Genomic DNA, 17,694 nt, shown 5'->3' with positions numbered 1-17,694 from the left:
AAAATTTTATGGGATTAAAACATCTTGAAGACGTGACTTACTTCCGTCTCAATAACGAAATCAACCGTCCTGTTAATGGACAAATCATGCTTCATAAGGATAAGGAAGCCTTGGATGCTTTCTTTAAAGAAAATGTAGTTCCAAACACTATGATTTTTGATTCAATCACTGATAAAATCAACTACCTCATTGAACACAACTACATTGAAACTGCATTTCTCAAGAAGTACCGTCCAGAGTTTTTGGAAGAATTGCATCAATTTATCAAGGACCAAAACTTCCAATTCAAGTCGTTTATGGCAGCCTATAAGTTTTACAATCAATATGCCTTGAAGACTAATGACGGGGAATACTATCTTGAAAGTATGGAAGACCGTGTCTTCTTTAATGCACTTTATTTTGCTGACGGGGATGAAGCGATTGCAATTGATATTGCCAATGAAATCATCCACCAACGCTACCAACCAGCTACTCCTTCCTTTTTGAACGCAGGTCGTGCTCGTCGTGGGGAGTTGGTATCTTGTTTCCTGATTCAAGTAACTGATGATATGAACTCTATCGGACGTTCTATCAACTCAGCCCTTCAACTTTCACGTATCGGTGGTGGTGTGGGAATTTCCCTCAGCAACCTTCGTGAAGCTGGAGCTCCTATCAAAGGCTACGAAGGAGCAGCTTCTGGTGTCGTACCAGTTATGAAGCTTTTTGAAGACAGCTTTTCTTACTCCAACCAATTGGGGCAACGTCAAGGTGCTGGGGTTGTCTACCTCAACGTCTTTCACCCAGATATCATCGCCTTCCTTTCCACTAAGAAAGAAAATGCCGATGAAAAAGTTCGTGTTAAGACGCTTTCACTCGGTGTTGTAGTACCCGATAAATTCTACGAATTGGCTCGAAAAAATGAAGAAATGTATCTCTTTAGCCCATACTCTGTAGAGCTTGAATACGGGGTACCGTTCAACTACATCGACATCACAGAAAAATACGATGAATTAGTAGCAAATCCAAATATCCGCAAGACAAAAATCAAGGCGCGTGATTTGGAAACGGAAATTTCTAAATTGCAACAAGAATCTGGCTATCCTTATGTAGTCAACATTGATACAGCTAACCGTGCAAATCCAGTTGAGGGTAAGATTATCATGAGTAACTTGTGTTCTGAGATTCTTCAAGTTCAAGAACCAAGTTTGATCAACGATGCTCAAGAATTCCTTCAAATGGGAACGGACGTTTCATGTAACCTTGGATCAACCAACGTGGTCAACATGATGACTTCACCTGACTTTGGTCGTTCTATCCGTGCGATGGTTCGTGCTTTGACTTTCGTTACAGATAGTTCACACATCGTAGCTGTCCCTACTATCGACCACGGAAACAGTTTGGCTCACACCTTTGGTCTTGGTGCCATGGGACTTCATAGTTACCTTGCCCAACAACTGATTGAGTACGGATCACCTGAGTCAATTGAATTTACAAGCATCTACTTTATGCTTATGAACTACTGGACTTTGGTTGAGTCAAACAATATTGCGCGTGAACGTGGTATCACCTTCCACAACTTTGAAAAATCAGACTATGCTAACGGAAGCTACTTCGACAAGTATGTGACAGGCGAATTTGTTCCAAAATCAGACCGTGTCAAAGAACTCTTCAAAGATGTCTTTATCCCAAGTGCTGCTGACTGGGCTGAACTTCGTGAAAAGGTTCAAGCAGATGGTCTTTACCACCAAAACCGTCTTGCTGTAGCGCCAAACGGTTCTATCAGTTATATCAACGACGTTTCTGCTTCTATCCACCCAATTACGCAACGTATCGAAGAACGTCAAGAGAAGAAAATCGGTAAAATCTACTATCCAGCTGCAGGCTTGTCAACAGAAACGATTCCTTACTACACTTCTGCTTACGATATGGACATGCGTAAGGTAATTGATGTTTACGCTGCTGCAACTGAGCACGTGGACCAAGGTCTTTCACTCACTCTCTTCATGCGTAGTGATATTCCAAAAGGTCTTTACGAATGGAAGAAGGAAAATAAACAAACGACACGTGACTTGTCTATCCTCCGTAACTATGCCTTTAACAAGGGAATCAAGTCAATTTACTACGTCCGTACCTTTACAGACGACGGTGGAGAAGTCGGTGCTAACCAATGTGAAAGCTGTGTGATTTAATCATTATTTAAAAAGGTAAAAATTTATGAAAAGAAAGTTAACAATTTTTGAATATTTAGGTTTTTGTTTTTGTGAAGCAGCTGGTTTTCTAATTATACTAGGAATAGTAATATCTTTGATTAATAACTTCAAACCACAGATTTCTATTCGTGATTTTATGATAATATCAGCTATTGTTTTGGGAATTATATACATTATTCTTAAAATTATCTCCAGGTTTTTTTCAGAAAAACCTTTAATCGCAATGTTGCCAATTAGTTATTTAGTAGGTTTCTATATGATACAATTTCTAATGGTAAGAGATAATTTTAGTATGAATATTGACTATTCACAACAACTAGGCTTATTAACTATGTTCTTCATTACTGTAAGTATTATTGATAAAATGTTTGATTTTTATCTAGAGGAGAAGTAAATCTATGCAAACTTACTACAAAGCCATTAACTGGAATGCCATCGAAGATGTCATCGACAAATCAACTTGGGAAAAGCTGACGGAGCAATTCTGGCTTGATACGCGTATCCCCTTGTCAAATGACCTAGATGACTGGAGAAAACTATCAAACAAAGAAAAAGACTTGGTAGGAAAAGTCTTTGGTGGTTTGACCCTTTTGGATACCATGCAATCTGAAACAGGGGTTCAAGCGCTTCGCTCAGACATCCGTACACCGCATGAGGAAGCTGTTTTTAACAACATCCAGTTTATGGAATCTGTCCACGCAAAATCTTACTCTTCTATCTTTTCGACGTTGAATACCAAGGCTGAAATTGAAGAAATCTTTGAATGGACCAACACCAACCCTTACCTACAAAGAAAAGCTGAAATTATCAATGAAATCTACCTCAATGGTAGCCCCCTTGAAAAGAAGGTTGCCAGCGTTTTCCTTGAAACCTTCCTCTTCTACTCTGGTTTCTTTACGCCCCTCTACTATCTCGGTAACAACAAACTGGCCAACGTTGCGGAAATCATCAAACTGATCATTCGTGATGAGTCTGTTCACGGAACTTACATTGGTTACAAATTCCAACTTGGTTTCAATGAATTATCTGAAGAAGAGCAAGAAAAACTCAAAGAATGGATGTACGACCTGCTCTACACTCTCTATGAGAACGAAGAGGGCTATACAGAAAGTCTCTATGACGGTGTTGGTTGGACCGAAGAAGTTAAAACCTTCCTTCGCTACAATGCCAATAAGGCCCTTATGAACCTAGGACAAGATCCACTCTTCCCAGATTCAGCTGATGATGTTAATCCTATCGTCATGAACGGTATTTCAACAGGAACTTCTAACCACGACTTCTTCTCTCAAGTCGGAAATGGTTACCTCCTTGGTGAAGTTGAAGCCATGCAAGACGAAGATTACAACTACGGTTTAGACTAATTTGACCAATCATTCATAATATCATGGTTTGTTTAAAACAACCATGGTATTTTTGTTTTTGTTTTATTTTGTTTTTTTCTATTTGATTGATTGAGCGTTTTATGGTAAGATAATAATAGTAGAAATCGAGGTGATAAGGATGCTAAAGCAAGAGAAACTAGATAGTATTCTAGAAGCAGTAAACACAAAAGGCACCATTACTGTAAAAGGGATTATGGAGAGTCTTGATGTGTCAGATATGACAGCTCGCCGCTATTTACAAGAACTGGCAGATAAAGACTTGCTGGTTCGTGTGCACGGTGGCGCTGAAAAACTTCGTACAGGTTCTCTCTTAAACAACGAACGCTCAAATGTCGAAAAACAAGGCTTGCAGATTGCTGAAAAACAAGAAATTAGCCGTTTTGCAGGTCATTTGATTGACGAAGGTGAAACTATTTTTATCGGGCCAGGAACAACCTTAGAATGTTTTGCTCGTGAGCTCCCTATTGATAACATTCGTGTCGTAACAAACAGTCTTCCTGTTTTTCTCATCCTAAACGAACGAAAACTAACAGATTTGATTTTGATTGGTGGAAATTATCGCTCTATCACTGGAGCTTTTGTAGGGACACTCACCTTGCAGGATTTGACAAACCTTCAGTTTTCTAAGGCATTTGTTAGCTGTAATGGTATTAAGGATAAGGCAATTGCTACTTTCAGCGAGGAAGAGGGCGAGGTACAACGAATCGCCTTGAACAATGCCAATAAAAAATACTTACTGGCAGACCACAGTAAGTTTAATAAGTTTGATTTTTACAATTTCTACAATATCTCAGAGATTGATACCATCGTTTCAGATTCTAAACTGAGTCAAGAAATATTTGAAGACCTGTCGAAACAAACAACCATTCTTTTATCAAAACCATAAAAATTCCCCTGCCTTTTGGCGGGGAATTTTCATATTAAGGTTTAATCAATAAGTTGAAATTTCAACTATTTTTTCCTACGATACAAATTTGTTCCTATAGCTAATACGATACCTCCCAATCCTAATATGAACAATATCTTTTGATCTCTCATTCCCGTTTCAGGAAGATTTTTACGTTTATCATTCTGGGTTCTACTACCTTCATCTTTTCGAACCGACTGGTTAGTAGTCACTTTTTGGGAGGAAGTTGATGGTTCTGTTTTAGACTTTGGATCCTCTGATGAAGATAATGGTGGTTCTAGCTTTCCTTCATGGCTATCATCAGTTTGAGTCTGTTCTGACGGGGTTTGGGAATTTTCAGTTGCATCGATTTTTTTCAATTTCCAATCGTCAGTTGTTCCCCAAGCTCCCGCATCTGCTGTAACTGATAGACTCACATTTACCTGAGTCTTTTCAGTAAGTTTAAACTCAACAAAACTTTCTTTCCAAATAGCATAACCTTCCAAGTGTAGTTGATTCCCTTCTGAAGTTGTATCATTGAACCTCACATAAGAGAAGATTCTTTCACTACTACCTGTTTTATCCCCTTGCATTTGAATTGAGAAACGATAGGTTCCTGGTTCAAGAGTAACTGCTTGCTCTACTTGATAATCAATACTCTTATCTGACCAAAAATGAAGGGCATATTGACCCGTCTTAGGGGTATCATTCTGACGCTCAACATAGCTTTGACTGATCTTATAGGCTTCTAAGTTCTCTTCTTCAAAACTTCCGTTTTGAAGTAAATTTGTAGTGTCCTCGTCTTCTTTTTCTCTATTTTGATTATCCTTTTTCTCAGGTACTGTGCCATAACCTGTATTGACAAATTTAAATACCTTTAAAGATTGAAGGGCTTTTCCATTAAAATCAAATAGTGCTTGATTATCCCATTCAGATCCTCCATAATTAGATTCATCAACGTTAGGATCATAAGAGATGGCATATGATGAAGCCCAGCCAGAACCATATTGCTCCCAAATAGGGAGGTTCGAATTTCTATCAGCTTTACCGACCGGTATCCAAGCAGGTTCCCAATAGAACACTCCTAAAGCACCTGCAGATTGACTTGTAGCAATCACATCACGCAAATTATTGGCCTGGCCTTGCACAGTTGGAGGATACCCTCCATTCTTCGTTTGTTGCTCAGATTTGATCACATTCTTCTGACCATCACCATCTTCCAATGTATAAGCATAACTTGTTTCTGCGATTAAAGTTTGTTTTCCATATTTTTCTCTAATCTCTTTCAAAACTGAATTTAAGTTTTCAAGACTTCCATGCCAAAATGAATAGTAACTCGTTGCAAAAACATCATAATCAATCTGATTCTCTTTTAGCTTTTCTGCATAATACAAGATCGTTGATTTCTTTTCTGGATTGGTGAAGTGTAAGGTTATCAATATAGATTTGTCAACATCCCTGACAGCCTGCGTACCCGCTTTAAATAACTGATAACGTTCGTCACCTGCTTCTCCTGCCATGCCACTGCTAGTTGTTTCATTCCCAACTTGAACCATACCAACATCGACACCTGAAGCACGCAGTGTGTTCAAACTTTCTTTTGTAAATTGATATAAAGCTTTAGATTTTTCATCAATCGTCATAGTGGCCCAAGCTTTTGGAGAGACCTGACGACCCGGATCTGCCCAGAAATCTGAATAGTGGAAATCCACCAGAACTCTCATTCCTGCAGCAGTAGCTCTCTTCCCAATTGCAATCGCCTTAGAGAGGTCACTATTACCAGCACCGTACCCATGACCTTTGTCATCATAAGGATTATTCCATATTCGAACGCGAACATAATTGACGCCATTTTCTGCAAGAATAGTGATTAAATCTTTCTCGTTACCATTCTCATCATAATAGCGAACACCACTTTCTTCTTGTGCTATTAATGTTGAAATATCAGCTCCTTTAATAAAATCACTGGGTAAGTTTTCAACCTTTTCGACATAAAAATCATCATCTGCAAAAACACTTTTAACTGGTAAGATAAAGAGAAATGCTAACAGAAAAGTCATCGAGATGAAATTGACCAATTTAGAATTATATCTCATATCATCACCTAAACATTAATCGAAATAGGATAGCACAAATGAAATGGCTCCTTTAGGATCACGTGTTAATTTAATGTATTCAGCACCTTTTGTAGCAGCAAGTTTTATACCGAGGGCATCTGTATCTTTCTTGATATCTTCATAGAATGAATTTACCTGTGGAGCCAGTATAATCATATCAAAGTTCTTCATGATTTCATAATGAGATCCATAAGCGCCCGCTGATGCTGAAATAGTAGCTCCTGTTTCTTTGGCTCCTTCAGTGATTGCATTTGCAAGCATAGCGCTCGTGCCTGCTCCAGCACAAAGGACCAATACATTGATTGATTGATTGCCTAATTTGGTAACAACTTCTTTAGTTGATACTGTTTCAGGATTAGACTGTTCTGTGCTTTCTTCGCTTGTTTTTTGTTTTTCTTCTTCAAGAAGTGAGGCATCATAAGCCTTGATAAATGGAAGATAGATAATACTATCTACAAAAATTAAGACAAATACTAAGATAATTGCGAGAACGCTTACACCGGTACCAAGGATCAATCCTATTGGAGCAGGTGTAGCCCAAGGTAGAACGTACATAAAACTATTCATTTTTAAGACATCTACAAAGAACTTGAAGATCCAAACATTTGCAATTGGTGCAAATAGAAATGGTACAAAGAAATATGGATTTAAAATAATTGGTGTAGCAAAAAGTAAAGGTTCATTAACTGCGAAACTTACTGGAATAAAGGAAGCCTTACCTACAGCTTTTAATTGTTTTGATTTTGCAAAAAGGAGGAATAAGAAGGGAACAACTAACGTTGCACCTGTACCACCCATGGTACCAACGAAATTACCCAAACCAACTGTCAAAACATTTGAAGCCTGTTCCCCTGCCTTAACCAATTGAAGGTTTGTTTCAACATTTGCATAGATAACTGCTACAATCGCTGGTTCTACGATAGATGGTCCATGTACACCTACAAACCAGAAGAGAGCCATCGCACCCCAGATAATGGCAATTCCTAGATAACCATCAGCAGCGCTGAATAACGGTTGCATTAAACTGATTACAGCCTCCGCAAATGAATGTCCAAAGAAATGGCGGATAAGCGTATCAATAATGACTGCTGCAAAAACTGCAAATGAGAATGGGAAGATATCTCGGAAGGTTTGGGATATAGTCCCTGGCACTTCTTTAGGCATCTTAATCGTAATATCTTTCAAAACACAGAATTTATACATATTTACTGTGATAAAAGCTGCTACGAATGCTGCTAGAATTCCCTTTGTCCCCATGTAACCACTAGCAAGACCCTTGTCTATTTGATCAACACTTAATAGGAGAAAACTAACGATAGAAGCTAGCATCACGGATACTGCATTAATCTTTTTGTTTGCAGGCATTTTTCTATTGACAGATTCAGCTAAACAACGTGCGGTTGTGGCAGAAACTAGAAGAGCAACTACTCCCATTGAATAGTTATATATTTTCCACAGCCAAGCTGAAACGTCTTCGGGCAATTTAACACCAAGAACATCCGGTATGGAAGCGATCAAGATAAAAATACTTGAAAATAATATCGCTGGCATAGCTGCTAGGAAACCATCACGGATAGCGCCTAGATAAATGTTACGTGAGACCTTCTCGAAAAAGGGTTTTCCTTTTTCAATTTGTTGAATGAGTTTATTCATGATAAAACTCCCTACAATCAATGCCTAGTAGAAAGGGAGGAAAATTCTACTAAGCATTGGTTATATCCTTTCTTTTAAATTAATGATTTTTATAAAGTTCTATAAAATCCTGAATTAAATCACGAAGCAACAAGGTTGTCATCAGGTGATCCTGACCGTGGATAAAGATAAAACCAATATCCAAATCTTTACCAGCGGCTTCTTCTGCTAATAGTTTTGTCTGAGCATTATGGGCTTTCGCTAGATTCTCGTCAGCATCACGCATAGCTCGCTCTACATTGTCAAAGTTTCCAGACCTTGCTTCTTTTAATAGTTGCAACAGTGTACTGCGAGCGTCACCCGAGTATGCAACAATTTCAAATCCAAGCATTTGTAATTCATTTTTTTTCATGTTTCAGTTCCTCTATTCTACAATTTTGGTCGTACTGATGTGCTTGTACCAATAAGCTGATGCTTTAGGATACCGTTTCTGTGTTTCAAAATCGACATAAAACAGACCATAACGTTTATTGTATCCATTTGACCAAGAAAACAGATCCATCAATGACCATAAGAAGTAACCTTTGACATTAACACCTGCGCTAATTGCTTTTGAAATTGCTTGTAGATAAACTTTAAGGTATTCAATTCGAGGCTGATCCATGATGATTCCGTTATCAAATTGATCTTTATACCCCATACCATTTTCAGTGATGAAAATCTTATTGTAATGAGGATAGTCCGATTTGATTCGGAGCAATAAATCATATAGTCCTTCTGGATAAATAATCCAATCCCAGTCGGTTCTTGGAATTCCCTCTTTGTATATACGTTCTCCAATTCCTTTTACTTTATAAACAGAGGTCCCTTTATCACCAGTACCATTATGGTGAATAGCATTTTCACCTGTATAAGCCTTCACAAAGTGGCATTGATAATGATTAATTCCTAGATAATCATTCCGATGACTTGCCTTTTTCATTTCTTCAAAATCACTATCTAAGAATTCATATGTTGTCTTATTTGCTTGACAAATTTCCTCTAGTGCATCGAGAGTCTCTTTTGAGTAATAGCCTAAGTATGTAGCATCTAGCAAAAAACGAATTGAAAGGGCATCATCTAGAAATGCTGCATGTTTGTCTTCCTCACTATCACTCGCAGGATATTTCGTTTCAAGAGAATGTACTACTCCAATTTCTCCTTGATAGCCACCATCTTTAAACGAGTTAACTACTCTGGCATGTGCATACATCATATTGTGCAGGCATTGAATCACTTTTGAAAGGTCATATTTAATTCCTGGTGGAAAAATACCGAGAAGGTATTGGTTTGTTGCTACTGGATAGATTTCATTGAAAGTACTCCAATGTAGAACTTCTGTAAATTCTTCAAAGCAGAACTTTGCATAATCTACAAATGCTTCAATTGTATCCCTATTTAGAAAATCTCCATTATCAAATAATACTTTTGGCGTATCAAAGTGATGGAGGGTTACAAAAGCTGTAATCTGTCTTTTTTTACATTCTGCAAATACTTTATGATAATAGTCCACACCTTCCTGATTTACTTCACCAGTACCATTTGGAAAGATACGACTCCAAGCTATAGACAAACGAAGTCCATTGACACCAAACTTTTCACACAGTTCAATATCCTTTGAATACTGATGATAAAAATCACTAGCGGGATCTGGACTAAAGCGGCCCTGTTCTGATAAAAATTCATCCCAGGCCACCGGACCCTTTCCTCCTTCTTGTGTTGCTCCTTCAACTTGATAGGCGGCTGTAGCCCCACCAAAAATAAAATCTTCTGGTAATTTGTACATGTTTTTCTCCTTATTTTAACAAGCGTTGAATATGTAAAACGAGATATACACGCTCACTTCTCGATAAATCAATGTTTAGTTCTCTTTCAATCACCTGGTGAATTCTCTGTCCAATCTGATATGCCTTAGGATAATCCAACTTAACATGCTCTTCCAATGGTATTAACGGAGTCATATCTTGTTTATCATTCTGAAGACGATTTACTAGATAAGACAAATGAATCATCAAGCGATCATATAAATTACTATTTTCAGTATTTCTTTCAATATGAAATTTTGATAGTTCATTTTCAACTATGCTTAAAACTCTCTTTGCAACATTCTCGGTTAACTCTTCTGATAACTCATACTCACCTTTTGCATTGATATAATGTAAAGCAATCCTGGCAATTTCATCTTCAGGAAACACAATCGATAATTTCTTATTTAAAATTTTAATTGTATCTCGAGCCATTGAAAATTCTGTGACATATTCATTTGAAATATCAGGAAGATGACTTTTTTGATATGAACCACTTAATAATTTTTTATAGACGGAGTATAGGTGGTCAGTCAAAGTAACGTAGAGATATTCTTGGATGGGAAAGTGATACTTTTCGACGACTTCATCAATCGTACTATAGCCTATCGTTAGTATATCTAGTGGAATATCTCTTAAGAGAGTCTGAAAGTTTTCTCTGGACTCTTCTGTCTTCATCCGAAAGATCTTCTCTACTTGGTTTTCAGAAATTAAATCCCCCTTCTTCTTTCCAAATGTAATCCCCTTACCAATCACAATCACTTCTTCTCCTTTGTCATTTCTGACAAGCGAGACATTGTGATTCATTGGATTTAGAATTCGATACATGGCAACCTCCTTTTGTATCTTAAAGGTATATGAGTACAAAAAATGACCACAAATGAGGTTAGAAAATCTACTATTTTCTAATTCATCTGTGATCATGCCTAATATTACTTAGTAACACTCACTACTATTAATTTATGGTTTAATTATACCACTAAGATAAAAGATTGTAAACACTTTCAATCAAAAAAATTCCATTTTTAGACGAAAATGATCAAACAGTCTAATTAAAATCTTACACACGTTCAGTCCATGAAGTTGCTGTTGTTTTGAGAACTTTGTTGAGTTCATCAATATTCTCAAATCCAGTTGTGCGAAGCCATTCACGAGCTGCTGCTTCACCGTCTTTGATGTAGGCTTCAACTGATCCAGCCCATGTTGCACGTCCACAAAGAACACCATTGAAGTTTGCGCCTGATTCGTGGGCAAAGACAAGCGTTTCTTGGAAGAGTTTAGCTGACACACCTGCACTCAAGTAGATGTATGGCAAATTAGTTGCTTCATCTTGTGCTTTGAAGAAGGCTGCTGCTTCTTCACGTGTATAAACTACTTCACCTTCAGCGAAGCCTTCAACATATTTAATGTTAACAGGAACTTCTACTTTCAAGACATCAATGTTGAAGCGTGGGTCTGAGAAGACCTTCATAGCACCGATAACCTTGTGTGGTTTCACTTTTGCGTATTCTGCAGAGCCAGCATCAGCGATTTTTTCATCGTAAGCGAGGATTTCAAGGAAGAATGGAATGTCTTCCGCCACGCACTCAGAGCCGATACGTTCGATGTAGGCTTGTTTTTCTTGGTTAAGTTCGTCAGAGCTGTCTACGTCATAGTAAAGCAAGAATTTGACAGCATCTGCACCTTGTTCTTTGATGCGTTTTGCAGACCAAACATCCAAGCAGTCTGGCAAGCGTTTGGTGCTAGTTGTGTCGTAGCCAGTTTTCTCATAAGCTAGGAGAAGGCCGGCGTTGGCATCAAGCGCTTTTGTAGCTGGAAGTCCATACTCAGGGTCGAGAAGCATAGAGGATGCGTATTTTGTCAATTCATCTGCAACCAAGACTTTGAGTTCTTCCATTTGAGCCACTGTTGGCTCTTCTGTTTGGTATTGAGCCATGAGGCGTTTCAAAGCACCACGTTGGTCAAAGGCAAGAGCTGAGATAATGCCGTTTTCATCTGAAAGTTTTTCTAAGCATGCACGTTTTTGTTCTGTTAAAGCCATTTTATACCTCTTTTACTATTAATTGATCATATAGAGCTTGATAGTTGGCCATATTGACATGACCTGTCATTTTTTCTTGAGCATTGAGCATACCAAGGACATTTGCCTTGATGAGAAGTTCTGCATCCGATTCCTTATGAAGAAGCCCTGATGAAATCCCTGCCACAGTAGAATCTCCAGATCCGACAGGATTGACTACCTGAATTCTTGGAATATCCACCTTGTAGAAAGTGTCCCCATGTTTTGCGAAAGCACCATTTGCGCCAAGTGAAACGATAATCCACTCAATACCTGCAAACAAAGGCTCTTGAAGAACTTCTTTTAATTCATCCAACTCCTCAGAAACTTCTCTCCCAAGAAGCTGAGACAATTCTTCGTTATTTGGTTTGATTACTGTTGGTTTGTGGGGTGATTCAAGAACCGTCTGAAGAGCTGCACCAGAGCAATCCAGAACAACTGGTTTCCCTGCTTGATTAGCAAGCTCTACCAAGCTTGCATAGTAGTCAACTGGAAGACCTGCTGGCAAACTACCAGAGATAGCAACTACTTCCACAGTGTCAAGGAGATTTTTGAAATGGGCCAAGAAATCTTGCCCTTCTTGTTCTAAAACTTCAGGACCTTTCTCCAGAATTTCTGTTTGGTTGTCTCCGTGCAGAATAGCGATACAGTTACGAGTCTCTCCTTGAATGGAGAAGAAACGTTTCGTTACTTTATCGTCGATATGCTCTACTAAAAACTCTCCAAGTTTACCACCGACCAAACCAGTAGCAACAACAGAATCTCCAAATTCTGAAAGAACTCGTGTAACATTGAGACCTTTACCACCAGCTGTCTTGGTCACGTCCACCACACGGTTGACAGTGTCAATTTTCAATTCATCCAAAGGATAAGAAATATCAATGGATGGATTCATTGTGACTGTTAAAATCATGCGTCACCTCTTAGTCGTGGTATTCACCACGATCCCATTTTTCAAGGAATTCTGTAAAGAAGTTTGCATCTGCTTGATGAGCATTGTGAGTTTCAACGTGCTCAATTTTCGCAATCAATTTTTTGTTTTCTTCTGATGGTTTGTATTCAGCTTTGATGAAAGCTTCAATGATATCGCACATAAGCAATTCACCAGTGATTTTACCACCAAAACCGATAACGTTAGCGTTCAATTGTTCTTTTGCATAAAGAGCTGTTGTCATATCACGAACCAAGGCAGAACGAACTCCTGGAACTTTGTTTACAGCGTTGTTGATACCAACACCAGTACCACAGATACATACCCCAAGATCAGCTTGACCGCTTGTAACAGCTTCACCAACTTTTTTACCAAAGATTGGGTAGTGAGTACGTGTGTGGTCATAGGTACCAAAGTCGATGACTTCATATCCTTTTGATTTCAAAAATTCTGAAACCGCCATTTTTTCATCTGTTACGATGTGGTCACATCCAATTGCAATTCTCATTTTTAATTTACCTTTCTTACTGTAATCTAATTAGCACATTTTGTTCAACATGTCGACCCGAATTTGGTGACGGCCACCGTCGTATTTGCCGTTAACAAAGCCTTTAGCAATATTTTTAGCCAATTCATCACCAACGATTTCTGCACCCATAGTGATCATACGTGAGTTGTTGTGTCCACGAGTCATATATGCTGAACGTTCATCTGAAACTTCTGCAGCAACCATTCCTTTGATTTTAGTTGCGACCATGAATGGACCAGCACCATAAGCATCAATCACGATACCAAGATTTTGTTCTTCTTTGTTTACTTCCGCAGCAACAGCAAGAGTCACATCAACAAAGTCTTGACCTTCAGCTGTAACATCCACAACGTGGAAGTTTTCTTTTTCCAAGAAGTCTTTCACAACTTCTTTCAATCTCAAACCTGCAGCATCTGCACCGATAACAATAGACATATTGTTTACTCCTTTTATTTTTATAGGCTAGTAAAGACTTTTATAACCTATAAAAGACTTTCTAGCAGTTTAGTGACAAATTAAATTGAATGAGATGAATAACACCTTATCCAAGTCCAGGAAATCAATCTCCTGGAAACAAACTTTCTCCGTTAAAGAGAATATAACAAGCGATTATTTGTTTGTTACAAACATCATTTGTTGTTTACAAACATAATATACTCCTATTTTTAGAAAAAGTCAACACTTAATGTTTGTTTTTGTGTTTTATTTTTTAATCTAAAAGATTTCAATATCAAAGCCAATCTGATCGAATTGGCCTGGTTCCAAGAGCCGAACGTTTTTCTTATCTTCTAGATGATTTCCTTCTTCAAGAGATGTTGACAAACCTGACCACGGTTCAAAGGCAATGAAAGGTCCCTTATTCAAAGTTGACCAAATGATGAGATTTGAAAACTCTTGGAAGTGTACTTTTAATCCCTTCTCATGTTTACGAGAACGAAGGGCAATTGTTCTGGATTGCAACTCATTCAAGGTCACTGCATCAACACGAAACAAATCGTAACTGAGGTCCACTTCCTTTTGTGAATCCAACCATGGACTTCTATCTTGGAAGTCTAAGAGTCCAGTTTCTGGGAAAGGACGCGGAACAGAACAAGTCTCTTCTTTCTCAAACTCTAAATAGTAATCTTCATAAGTTTCGCCATCTAGTAGAGGGCAATTAAACCCTGGATGTCCTCCTATAAAGAATGGCATTACTTTATTGGTTTCTTTATTGAAGACTTTGTATTGAGTACGAACTGTCTTGCCAGTAACCTTATAAGTGATTTCAAGGCGGAAATGATAAGGATAGTTCTGATAAGTATTCTCATCATCTTCGATAGCAAAGGTTACGCTGTTTTCTGCTTGATCAACTAATTCAAATTCTTTTTTGCGAACCAAACCATGTCGAGGAATAGTTCCTTTCGTCTCAGGTCCATCTGCGTGACTGTAGAAGGCTGTATCCTCTCTTAAAGAGCCACAGATTGGAAAAAGTACTGGAGCTTGCCCACTCCAATAGGTGGCATCTCCTTGCCACAAGTACTCAACGCCATCTCGATCCTTGATTGACGACAAGGCACCACCAAAAGTTTTAGATTGGACCGTCAATTGCTCTGATTTTATTTCAATTACCATTATTTTCTCCGATTTCTTGATAGTTTATAAAAAACTAGGCTGTCACTCCCCATTAGGAAACTGACAACCTAGTTTTCACAATTTACATTTTATAGGAGCGAATTATTTAGCATTTGCTGCATATTCTTCGTTACGTTTAATCATTTGTTTTCTATACCAAGCAAAGATACCTACATAGAATACAAGGAAGACTACTGCACCAAGGATTGCTTTGATATCACCTGTTGTGGCATTACCAATTGCCCAACCAAGAAGTTTTTCGATTGGTCCTTCAAGAGTTGAGTGAGTAATCAATTGAGTTTGACTCACACCTTCTGGGAAGGCACCTACACCTTTAGCAAGTTCAGTTGCAAATGGTGCAATAAGTGTACCTGAAAGAAGGAAGAGTGGCAACAAGAGAGTTCCAAAGATGATCATACGGAGCAATTTACCACGAGTAACTACCAAGAGAGCTGGAGTTACACCCATTGCGATGATACCTGCAAGTGGCAAGATACCATTTCCGACTTTAGAAAGAAGTACAGCTTCTACTAGCATGATTGGAGCAAGTACGTTGGCACAAGCCCAGATTTCAGCACGACCAGCGATGAAAGGCCAGTCAAGACCGATGTTGAATTTACGTCCTTGGAGACGTTTAGTAGCAACGTTTGTAATACCTTGTGAAAGTGGTTCTACGGCTGCAATGAACCAAGATCCGATAAGTGAGAAGAGCTCCAAGGAGACACCAGCTGTCAAACCAAGGCTCAACCAACCTTTAATAACAAGTTCCCAAGATGCTGCTTCTTCTACTCCAGCAACTGGATGTGGAGTTCCCATCAAACCGATAACGATACCAAGGATGAAACCGATGAAGAATTTAGATCCCCAGAAACCGATTTTTTTGTTCAATTTAGCAGCGTCAAAGTCGTATTTATCAAGACCAGGCAATACTTTATCAAAAATCTTATCCAAAACCATGATAACTGGGTTCATCATGTAGTTCATGTGAGTTGAAGTCATTGGAGATGAACTTGGTGCGTTAAGAAGGTCGTCGAATGTTGGTTTCATCAAGTCAGAGTTGATGATTTTCAAAATACCTACAAGGACAACTGCTGCAGTTGCGATGAAAAGTGAAACCCCTTGGCTAACTCCATTGTTGTCTGCGTACCATTTGATCAAAAGACCAGTGATTGACAAGTGCCAGATATCGAAGATATCAACGTCAAGTGTGTCTGTTTTCTTCATTGCAAGCATCACAACGTTGACAATCAACATCACAAGCAAGAAGTAAAGTGTCCAGGCAGAACCCCAAGTGATGGTAGCAAGTGGTGCCCAACCAACGTCAGTGATGTTCAATTGAATACCAGTGTTTTCAACGAATTTTGCAAGTGATGCTGAGAAAGCTCCGTTGAGCATACCGATAATAGCACCGATACCAGTAAGGGCGATAGCAAGTTTGATACCACCTTCAAGCGCTTTGGAGAATTTCACTCCAAAAAGTAGGGCCAATACTGTCAAAATGATCAGCATGATGATAGGGCCACCCATAGCCAAGATAGGTTTGAAGATATCGTTGGCCAGATTGATAATGACATCCATAATAGTTCCTCCCGTTTTTCTAAGTTATATGAATGTTAACAAGATAAAGAATGAATTAGCTTAGTCCATGTTCTTTGATAGCTGCTTCAATATTGTCAAATACTGGAGCACTCATCGCTGGAATACGGAACAAGATTGGTCCAGCTTCAATTACTGGAATTCCCGGTTCAAAACCAAGGTCAGTTGCAGCGATTGGAGTAAAGATATCGTAGCCCTTGATAAGGTCTTCGTTTACATCTTTCACCATGACTGCATCACAGTGAACGTCATAACCACGATTTGAGAGTTCTTCTTCTAGAGCACTTTTAATTTGGTGACTTGAGTTAACACCTGCACCGCAGGCAGCAAGAATTTTAATCATTTGGATTTCCTCCGATTTTATATTTTAATAGACAAGATTAAGCTGTTGCTTCAGCAATATAAGCATAAAGTTTTTCTGGTTCAGAAATTTTTGATAAATCTTCTAGATGATCCTTCCCTGTAAAGAAATCCATCAACTGAGCCAGAATATTCGTTTGACTGGAACTTGAGTTGTTAATGATAAAGAAGAGCAGTGAAACTTCGACCTCTCTATCAGGAGCAATCATGTTGTGAAAAGTTACTGGTTTTTCTAATCGAACAACCACTACTTTCTCAGCTAGATTATGAACAATATCTGTATGAGGAATAGCCACATTTGGTAAATCTTTCCCCAAAAATTCCATATCTAAACCAGTTGGAAATGACTTCTCACGCGCGATCAAGGCTTCACGATAAGTTGGAGTAACGATTTCTCGTTCTTCCAATAAGGTTGCCACCTGATTAAAAAGTTGTTCTTGATTATCCGCTTCTAAGCAAAACACCAGGTTTTTGTCAAAGAAATGATCTAATCCCATAACCTTTTCCCTTCTTTCAATTATCTTTTATGGTATAAGTATAACACTATATGAAATCGTT

Annotated in this window: 17 protein-coding genes and 1 pseudogene; 4 read left to right on the top strand and 14 right to left on the bottom strand. The window is 38.5% G+C overall.

Annotated elements, in window-relative coordinates:
- Window positions 1-8 precede the first annotated feature (8 nt).
- The 4 genes from nrdE (at window position 9) to ATE37_RS00950 (ending at window position 4,457) form a co-directional block, all read left to right on the top strand.
- A complete protein-coding gene (gene nrdE, locus ATE37_RS00965; protein WP_084867202.1) occupies window positions 9-2,168 on the top strand; it encodes a class 1b ribonucleoside-diphosphate reductase subunit alpha in 2,160 nt (719 codons plus the stop codon).
- Between the two features lie 25 nt (window positions 2,169-2,193).
- A complete protein-coding gene (locus ATE37_RS00960) occupies window positions 2,194-2,583 on the top strand; it encodes a hypothetical protein (RefSeq protein ID WP_084867200.1) in 390 nt (129 codons plus the stop codon).
- Between the two features lie 4 nt (window positions 2,584-2,587).
- Entirely contained in the window at window positions 2,588-3,550 is a 963-nt protein-coding gene (nrdF, locus tag ATE37_RS00955; RefSeq protein WP_084867198.1) for a class 1b ribonucleoside-diphosphate reductase subunit beta, read from the top strand.
- A 139-nt stretch (window positions 3,551-3,689) separates the two neighbouring features.
- Window positions 3,690-4,457, top strand: coding sequence for a DeoR/GlpR family DNA-binding transcription regulator (locus ATE37_RS00950; RefSeq protein ID WP_084867197.1), 768 nt, complete (start codon window positions 3,690-3,692; stop codon window positions 4,455-4,457).
- A gap of 65 nt (window positions 4,458-4,522) precedes the next feature.
- Here ATE37_RS00950 and ATE37_RS00945 read toward each other — a convergent pair whose 3' ends face one another.
- The 14 genes and pseudogenes from ATE37_RS00945 to ATE37_RS00885 all read right to left on the bottom strand — a co-directional run bounded on the left by ATE37_RS00945 (window position 4,523) and on the right by ATE37_RS00885 (window position 17,633).
- On the bottom strand, window positions 4,523-6,553 hold the full coding sequence (locus ATE37_RS00945) for a glycoside hydrolase family 53 protein (protein WP_084867195.1): 2,031 nt from the start codon (window positions 6,551-6,553) through the stop codon (window positions 4,523-4,525).
- Window positions 6,554-6,568: 15 nt separating this feature from the next.
- The gene (locus ATE37_RS11015) at window positions 6,569-7,129 is read right to left on the bottom strand and encodes a lactose/cellobiose PTS transporter subunit IIB (RefSeq protein ID WP_420341288.1); all 561 of its coding nucleotides are present in this window, start codon (window positions 7,127-7,129) and stop codon (window positions 6,569-6,571) included.
- A gap of 117 nt (window positions 7,130-7,246) precedes the next feature.
- Window positions 7,247-8,125, bottom strand: a pseudogene (locus ATE37_RS11010) (PTS transporter subunit EIIC); the annotation flags it as partial.
- Window positions 8,126-8,306: 181 nt separating this feature from the next.
- A complete protein-coding gene (locus tag ATE37_RS00935) occupies window positions 8,307-8,618 on the bottom strand; it encodes a PTS sugar transporter subunit IIA (RefSeq protein ID WP_084867192.1) in 312 nt (103 codons plus the stop codon).
- Window positions 8,619-8,630: 12 nt separating this feature from the next.
- On the bottom strand, window positions 8,631-10,031 hold the full coding sequence (gene lacG / locus ATE37_RS00930) for a 6-phospho-beta-galactosidase (RefSeq protein ID WP_084867190.1): 1,401 nt from the start codon (window positions 10,029-10,031) through the stop codon (window positions 8,631-8,633).
- A gap of 10 nt (window positions 10,032-10,041) precedes the next feature.
- Complete coding sequence (locus ATE37_RS00925; RefSeq protein ID WP_000285744.1) at window positions 10,042-10,878, bottom strand: PRD domain-containing protein; 837 nt, start codon at window positions 10,876-10,878, stop codon at window positions 10,042-10,044.
- 232 nt (window positions 10,879-11,110) lie between these two features.
- Complete coding sequence (gene lacD, locus ATE37_RS00920) at window positions 11,111-12,091, bottom strand: tagatose-bisphosphate aldolase (protein ID WP_084867188.1); 981 nt, start codon at window positions 12,089-12,091, stop codon at window positions 11,111-11,113.
- Window position 12,092: 1 nt separating this feature from the next.
- Window positions 12,093-13,022, bottom strand: coding sequence for a tagatose-6-phosphate kinase (locus ATE37_RS00915; RefSeq protein ID WP_084867187.1), 930 nt, complete (start codon window positions 13,020-13,022; stop codon window positions 12,093-12,095).
- Window positions 13,023-13,032: 10 nt separating this feature from the next.
- Window positions 13,033-13,548: a galactose-6-phosphate isomerase subunit LacB gene (lacB, locus tag ATE37_RS00910; RefSeq protein ID WP_001216920.1), complete on the bottom strand. Its 516-nt coding sequence runs from the start codon at window positions 13,546-13,548 to the stop codon at window positions 13,033-13,035.
- A 30-nt stretch (window positions 13,549-13,578) separates the two neighbouring features.
- Entirely contained in the window at window positions 13,579-14,004 is a 426-nt protein-coding gene (gene lacA / locus ATE37_RS00905) for a galactose-6-phosphate isomerase subunit LacA (protein WP_000029276.1), read from the bottom strand.
- Between the two features lie 279 nt (window positions 14,005-14,283).
- Window positions 14,284-15,180 carry an aldose 1-epimerase family protein gene (locus ATE37_RS00900; protein ID WP_084867185.1) on the bottom strand — a complete coding sequence of 299 codons (897 nt, stop codon included), beginning with the start codon at window positions 15,178-15,180 and terminating at the stop codon, window positions 14,284-14,286.
- A 102-nt stretch (window positions 15,181-15,282) separates the two neighbouring features.
- Complete coding sequence (locus tag ATE37_RS00895) at window positions 15,283-16,758, bottom strand: PTS galactitol transporter subunit IIC (protein WP_000382525.1); 1,476 nt, start codon at window positions 16,756-16,758, stop codon at window positions 15,283-15,285.
- Window positions 16,759-16,813: 55 nt separating this feature from the next.
- On the bottom strand, window positions 16,814-17,119 hold the full coding sequence (locus ATE37_RS00890; RefSeq protein WP_000590551.1) for a PTS sugar transporter subunit IIB: 306 nt from the start codon (window positions 17,117-17,119) through the stop codon (window positions 16,814-16,816).
- Between the two features lie 37 nt (window positions 17,120-17,156).
- Window positions 17,157-17,633 carry a PTS sugar transporter subunit IIA gene (locus ATE37_RS00885; RefSeq protein ID WP_000521983.1) on the bottom strand — a complete coding sequence of 159 codons (477 nt, stop codon included), beginning with the start codon at window positions 17,631-17,633 and terminating at the stop codon, window positions 17,157-17,159.
- Window positions 17,634-17,694: the final 61 nt, after the last annotated feature.

This window comes from Streptococcus oralis subsp. tigurinus (assembly GCF_002093575.1).
Lineage (GTDB): Bacteria > Bacillota > Bacilli > Lactobacillales > Streptococcaceae > Streptococcus > Streptococcus oralis_CH.
The sequence above is the reverse complement of the archived record's forward strand: the minus strand, read 5'-3'. Positions and strand labels throughout refer to the sequence as shown.

What these genes read in the sequence shown, in the direction of transcription:
- nrdE (WP_084867202.1), top strand. Translation starts at nt 9, where the DNA reads ATGGGATTAAAACATCTTGAAGACGTGACTTACTTCCGTCTCAATAAC.
- ATE37_RS00960 (WP_084867200.1), top strand. Translation starts at nt 2,194, where the DNA reads ATGAAAAGAAAGTTAACAATTTTTGAATATTTAGGTTTTTGTTTTTGT.
- nrdF (WP_084867198.1), top strand. Translation starts at nt 2,588, where the DNA reads ATGCAAACTTACTACAAAGCCATTAACTGGAATGCCATCGAAGATGTC.
- ATE37_RS00950 (WP_084867197.1), top strand. Translation starts at nt 3,690, where the DNA reads ATGCTAAAGCAAGAGAAACTAGATAGTATTCTAGAAGCAGTAAACACA.
- ATE37_RS00945 (WP_084867195.1), bottom strand. Translation starts at nt 6,553, where the DNA reads ATGAGATATAATTCTAAATTGGTCAATTTCATCTCGATGACTTTTCTG.
- ATE37_RS11015 (WP_420341288.1), bottom strand. Translation starts at nt 7,129, where the DNA reads ATGTACGTTCTACCTTGGGCTACACCTGCTCCAATAGGATTGATCCTT.
- ATE37_RS00935 (WP_084867192.1), bottom strand. Translation starts at nt 8,618, where the DNA reads ATGAAAAAAAATGAATTACAAATGCTTGGATTTGAAATTGTTGCATAC.
- lacG (WP_084867190.1), bottom strand. Translation starts at nt 10,031, where the DNA reads ATGTACAAATTACCAGAAGATTTTATTTTTGGTGGGGCTACAGCCGCC.
- ATE37_RS00925 (WP_000285744.1), bottom strand. Translation starts at nt 10,878, where the DNA reads ATGTATCGAATTCTAAATCCAATGAATCACAATGTCTCGCTTGTCAGA.
- lacD (WP_084867188.1), bottom strand. Translation starts at nt 12,091, where the DNA reads ATGGCTTTAACAGAACAAAAACGTGCATGCTTAGAAAAACTTTCAGAT.
- ATE37_RS00915 (WP_084867187.1), bottom strand. Translation starts at nt 13,022, where the DNA reads ATGATTTTAACAGTCACAATGAATCCATCCATTGATATTTCTTATCCT.
- lacB (WP_001216920.1), bottom strand. Translation starts at nt 13,548, where the DNA reads ATGAGAATTGCAATTGGATGTGACCACATCGTAACAGATGAAAAAATG.
- lacA (WP_000029276.1), bottom strand. Translation starts at nt 14,004, where the DNA reads ATGTCTATTGTTATCGGTGCAGATGCTGCAGGTTTGAGATTGAAAGAA.
- ATE37_RS00900 (WP_084867185.1), bottom strand. Translation starts at nt 15,180, where the DNA reads ATGGTAATTGAAATAAAATCAGAGCAATTGACGGTCCAATCTAAAACT.
- ATE37_RS00895 (WP_000382525.1), bottom strand. Translation starts at nt 16,758, where the DNA reads ATGGATGTCATTATCAATCTGGCCAACGATATCTTCAAACCTATCTTG.
- ATE37_RS00890 (WP_000590551.1), bottom strand. Translation starts at nt 17,119, where the DNA reads ATGATTAAAATTCTTGCTGCCTGCGGTGCAGGTGTTAACTCAAGTCAC.
- ATE37_RS00885 (WP_000521983.1), bottom strand. Translation starts at nt 17,633, where the DNA reads ATGGGATTAGATCATTTCTTTGACAAAAACCTGGTGTTTTGCTTAGAA.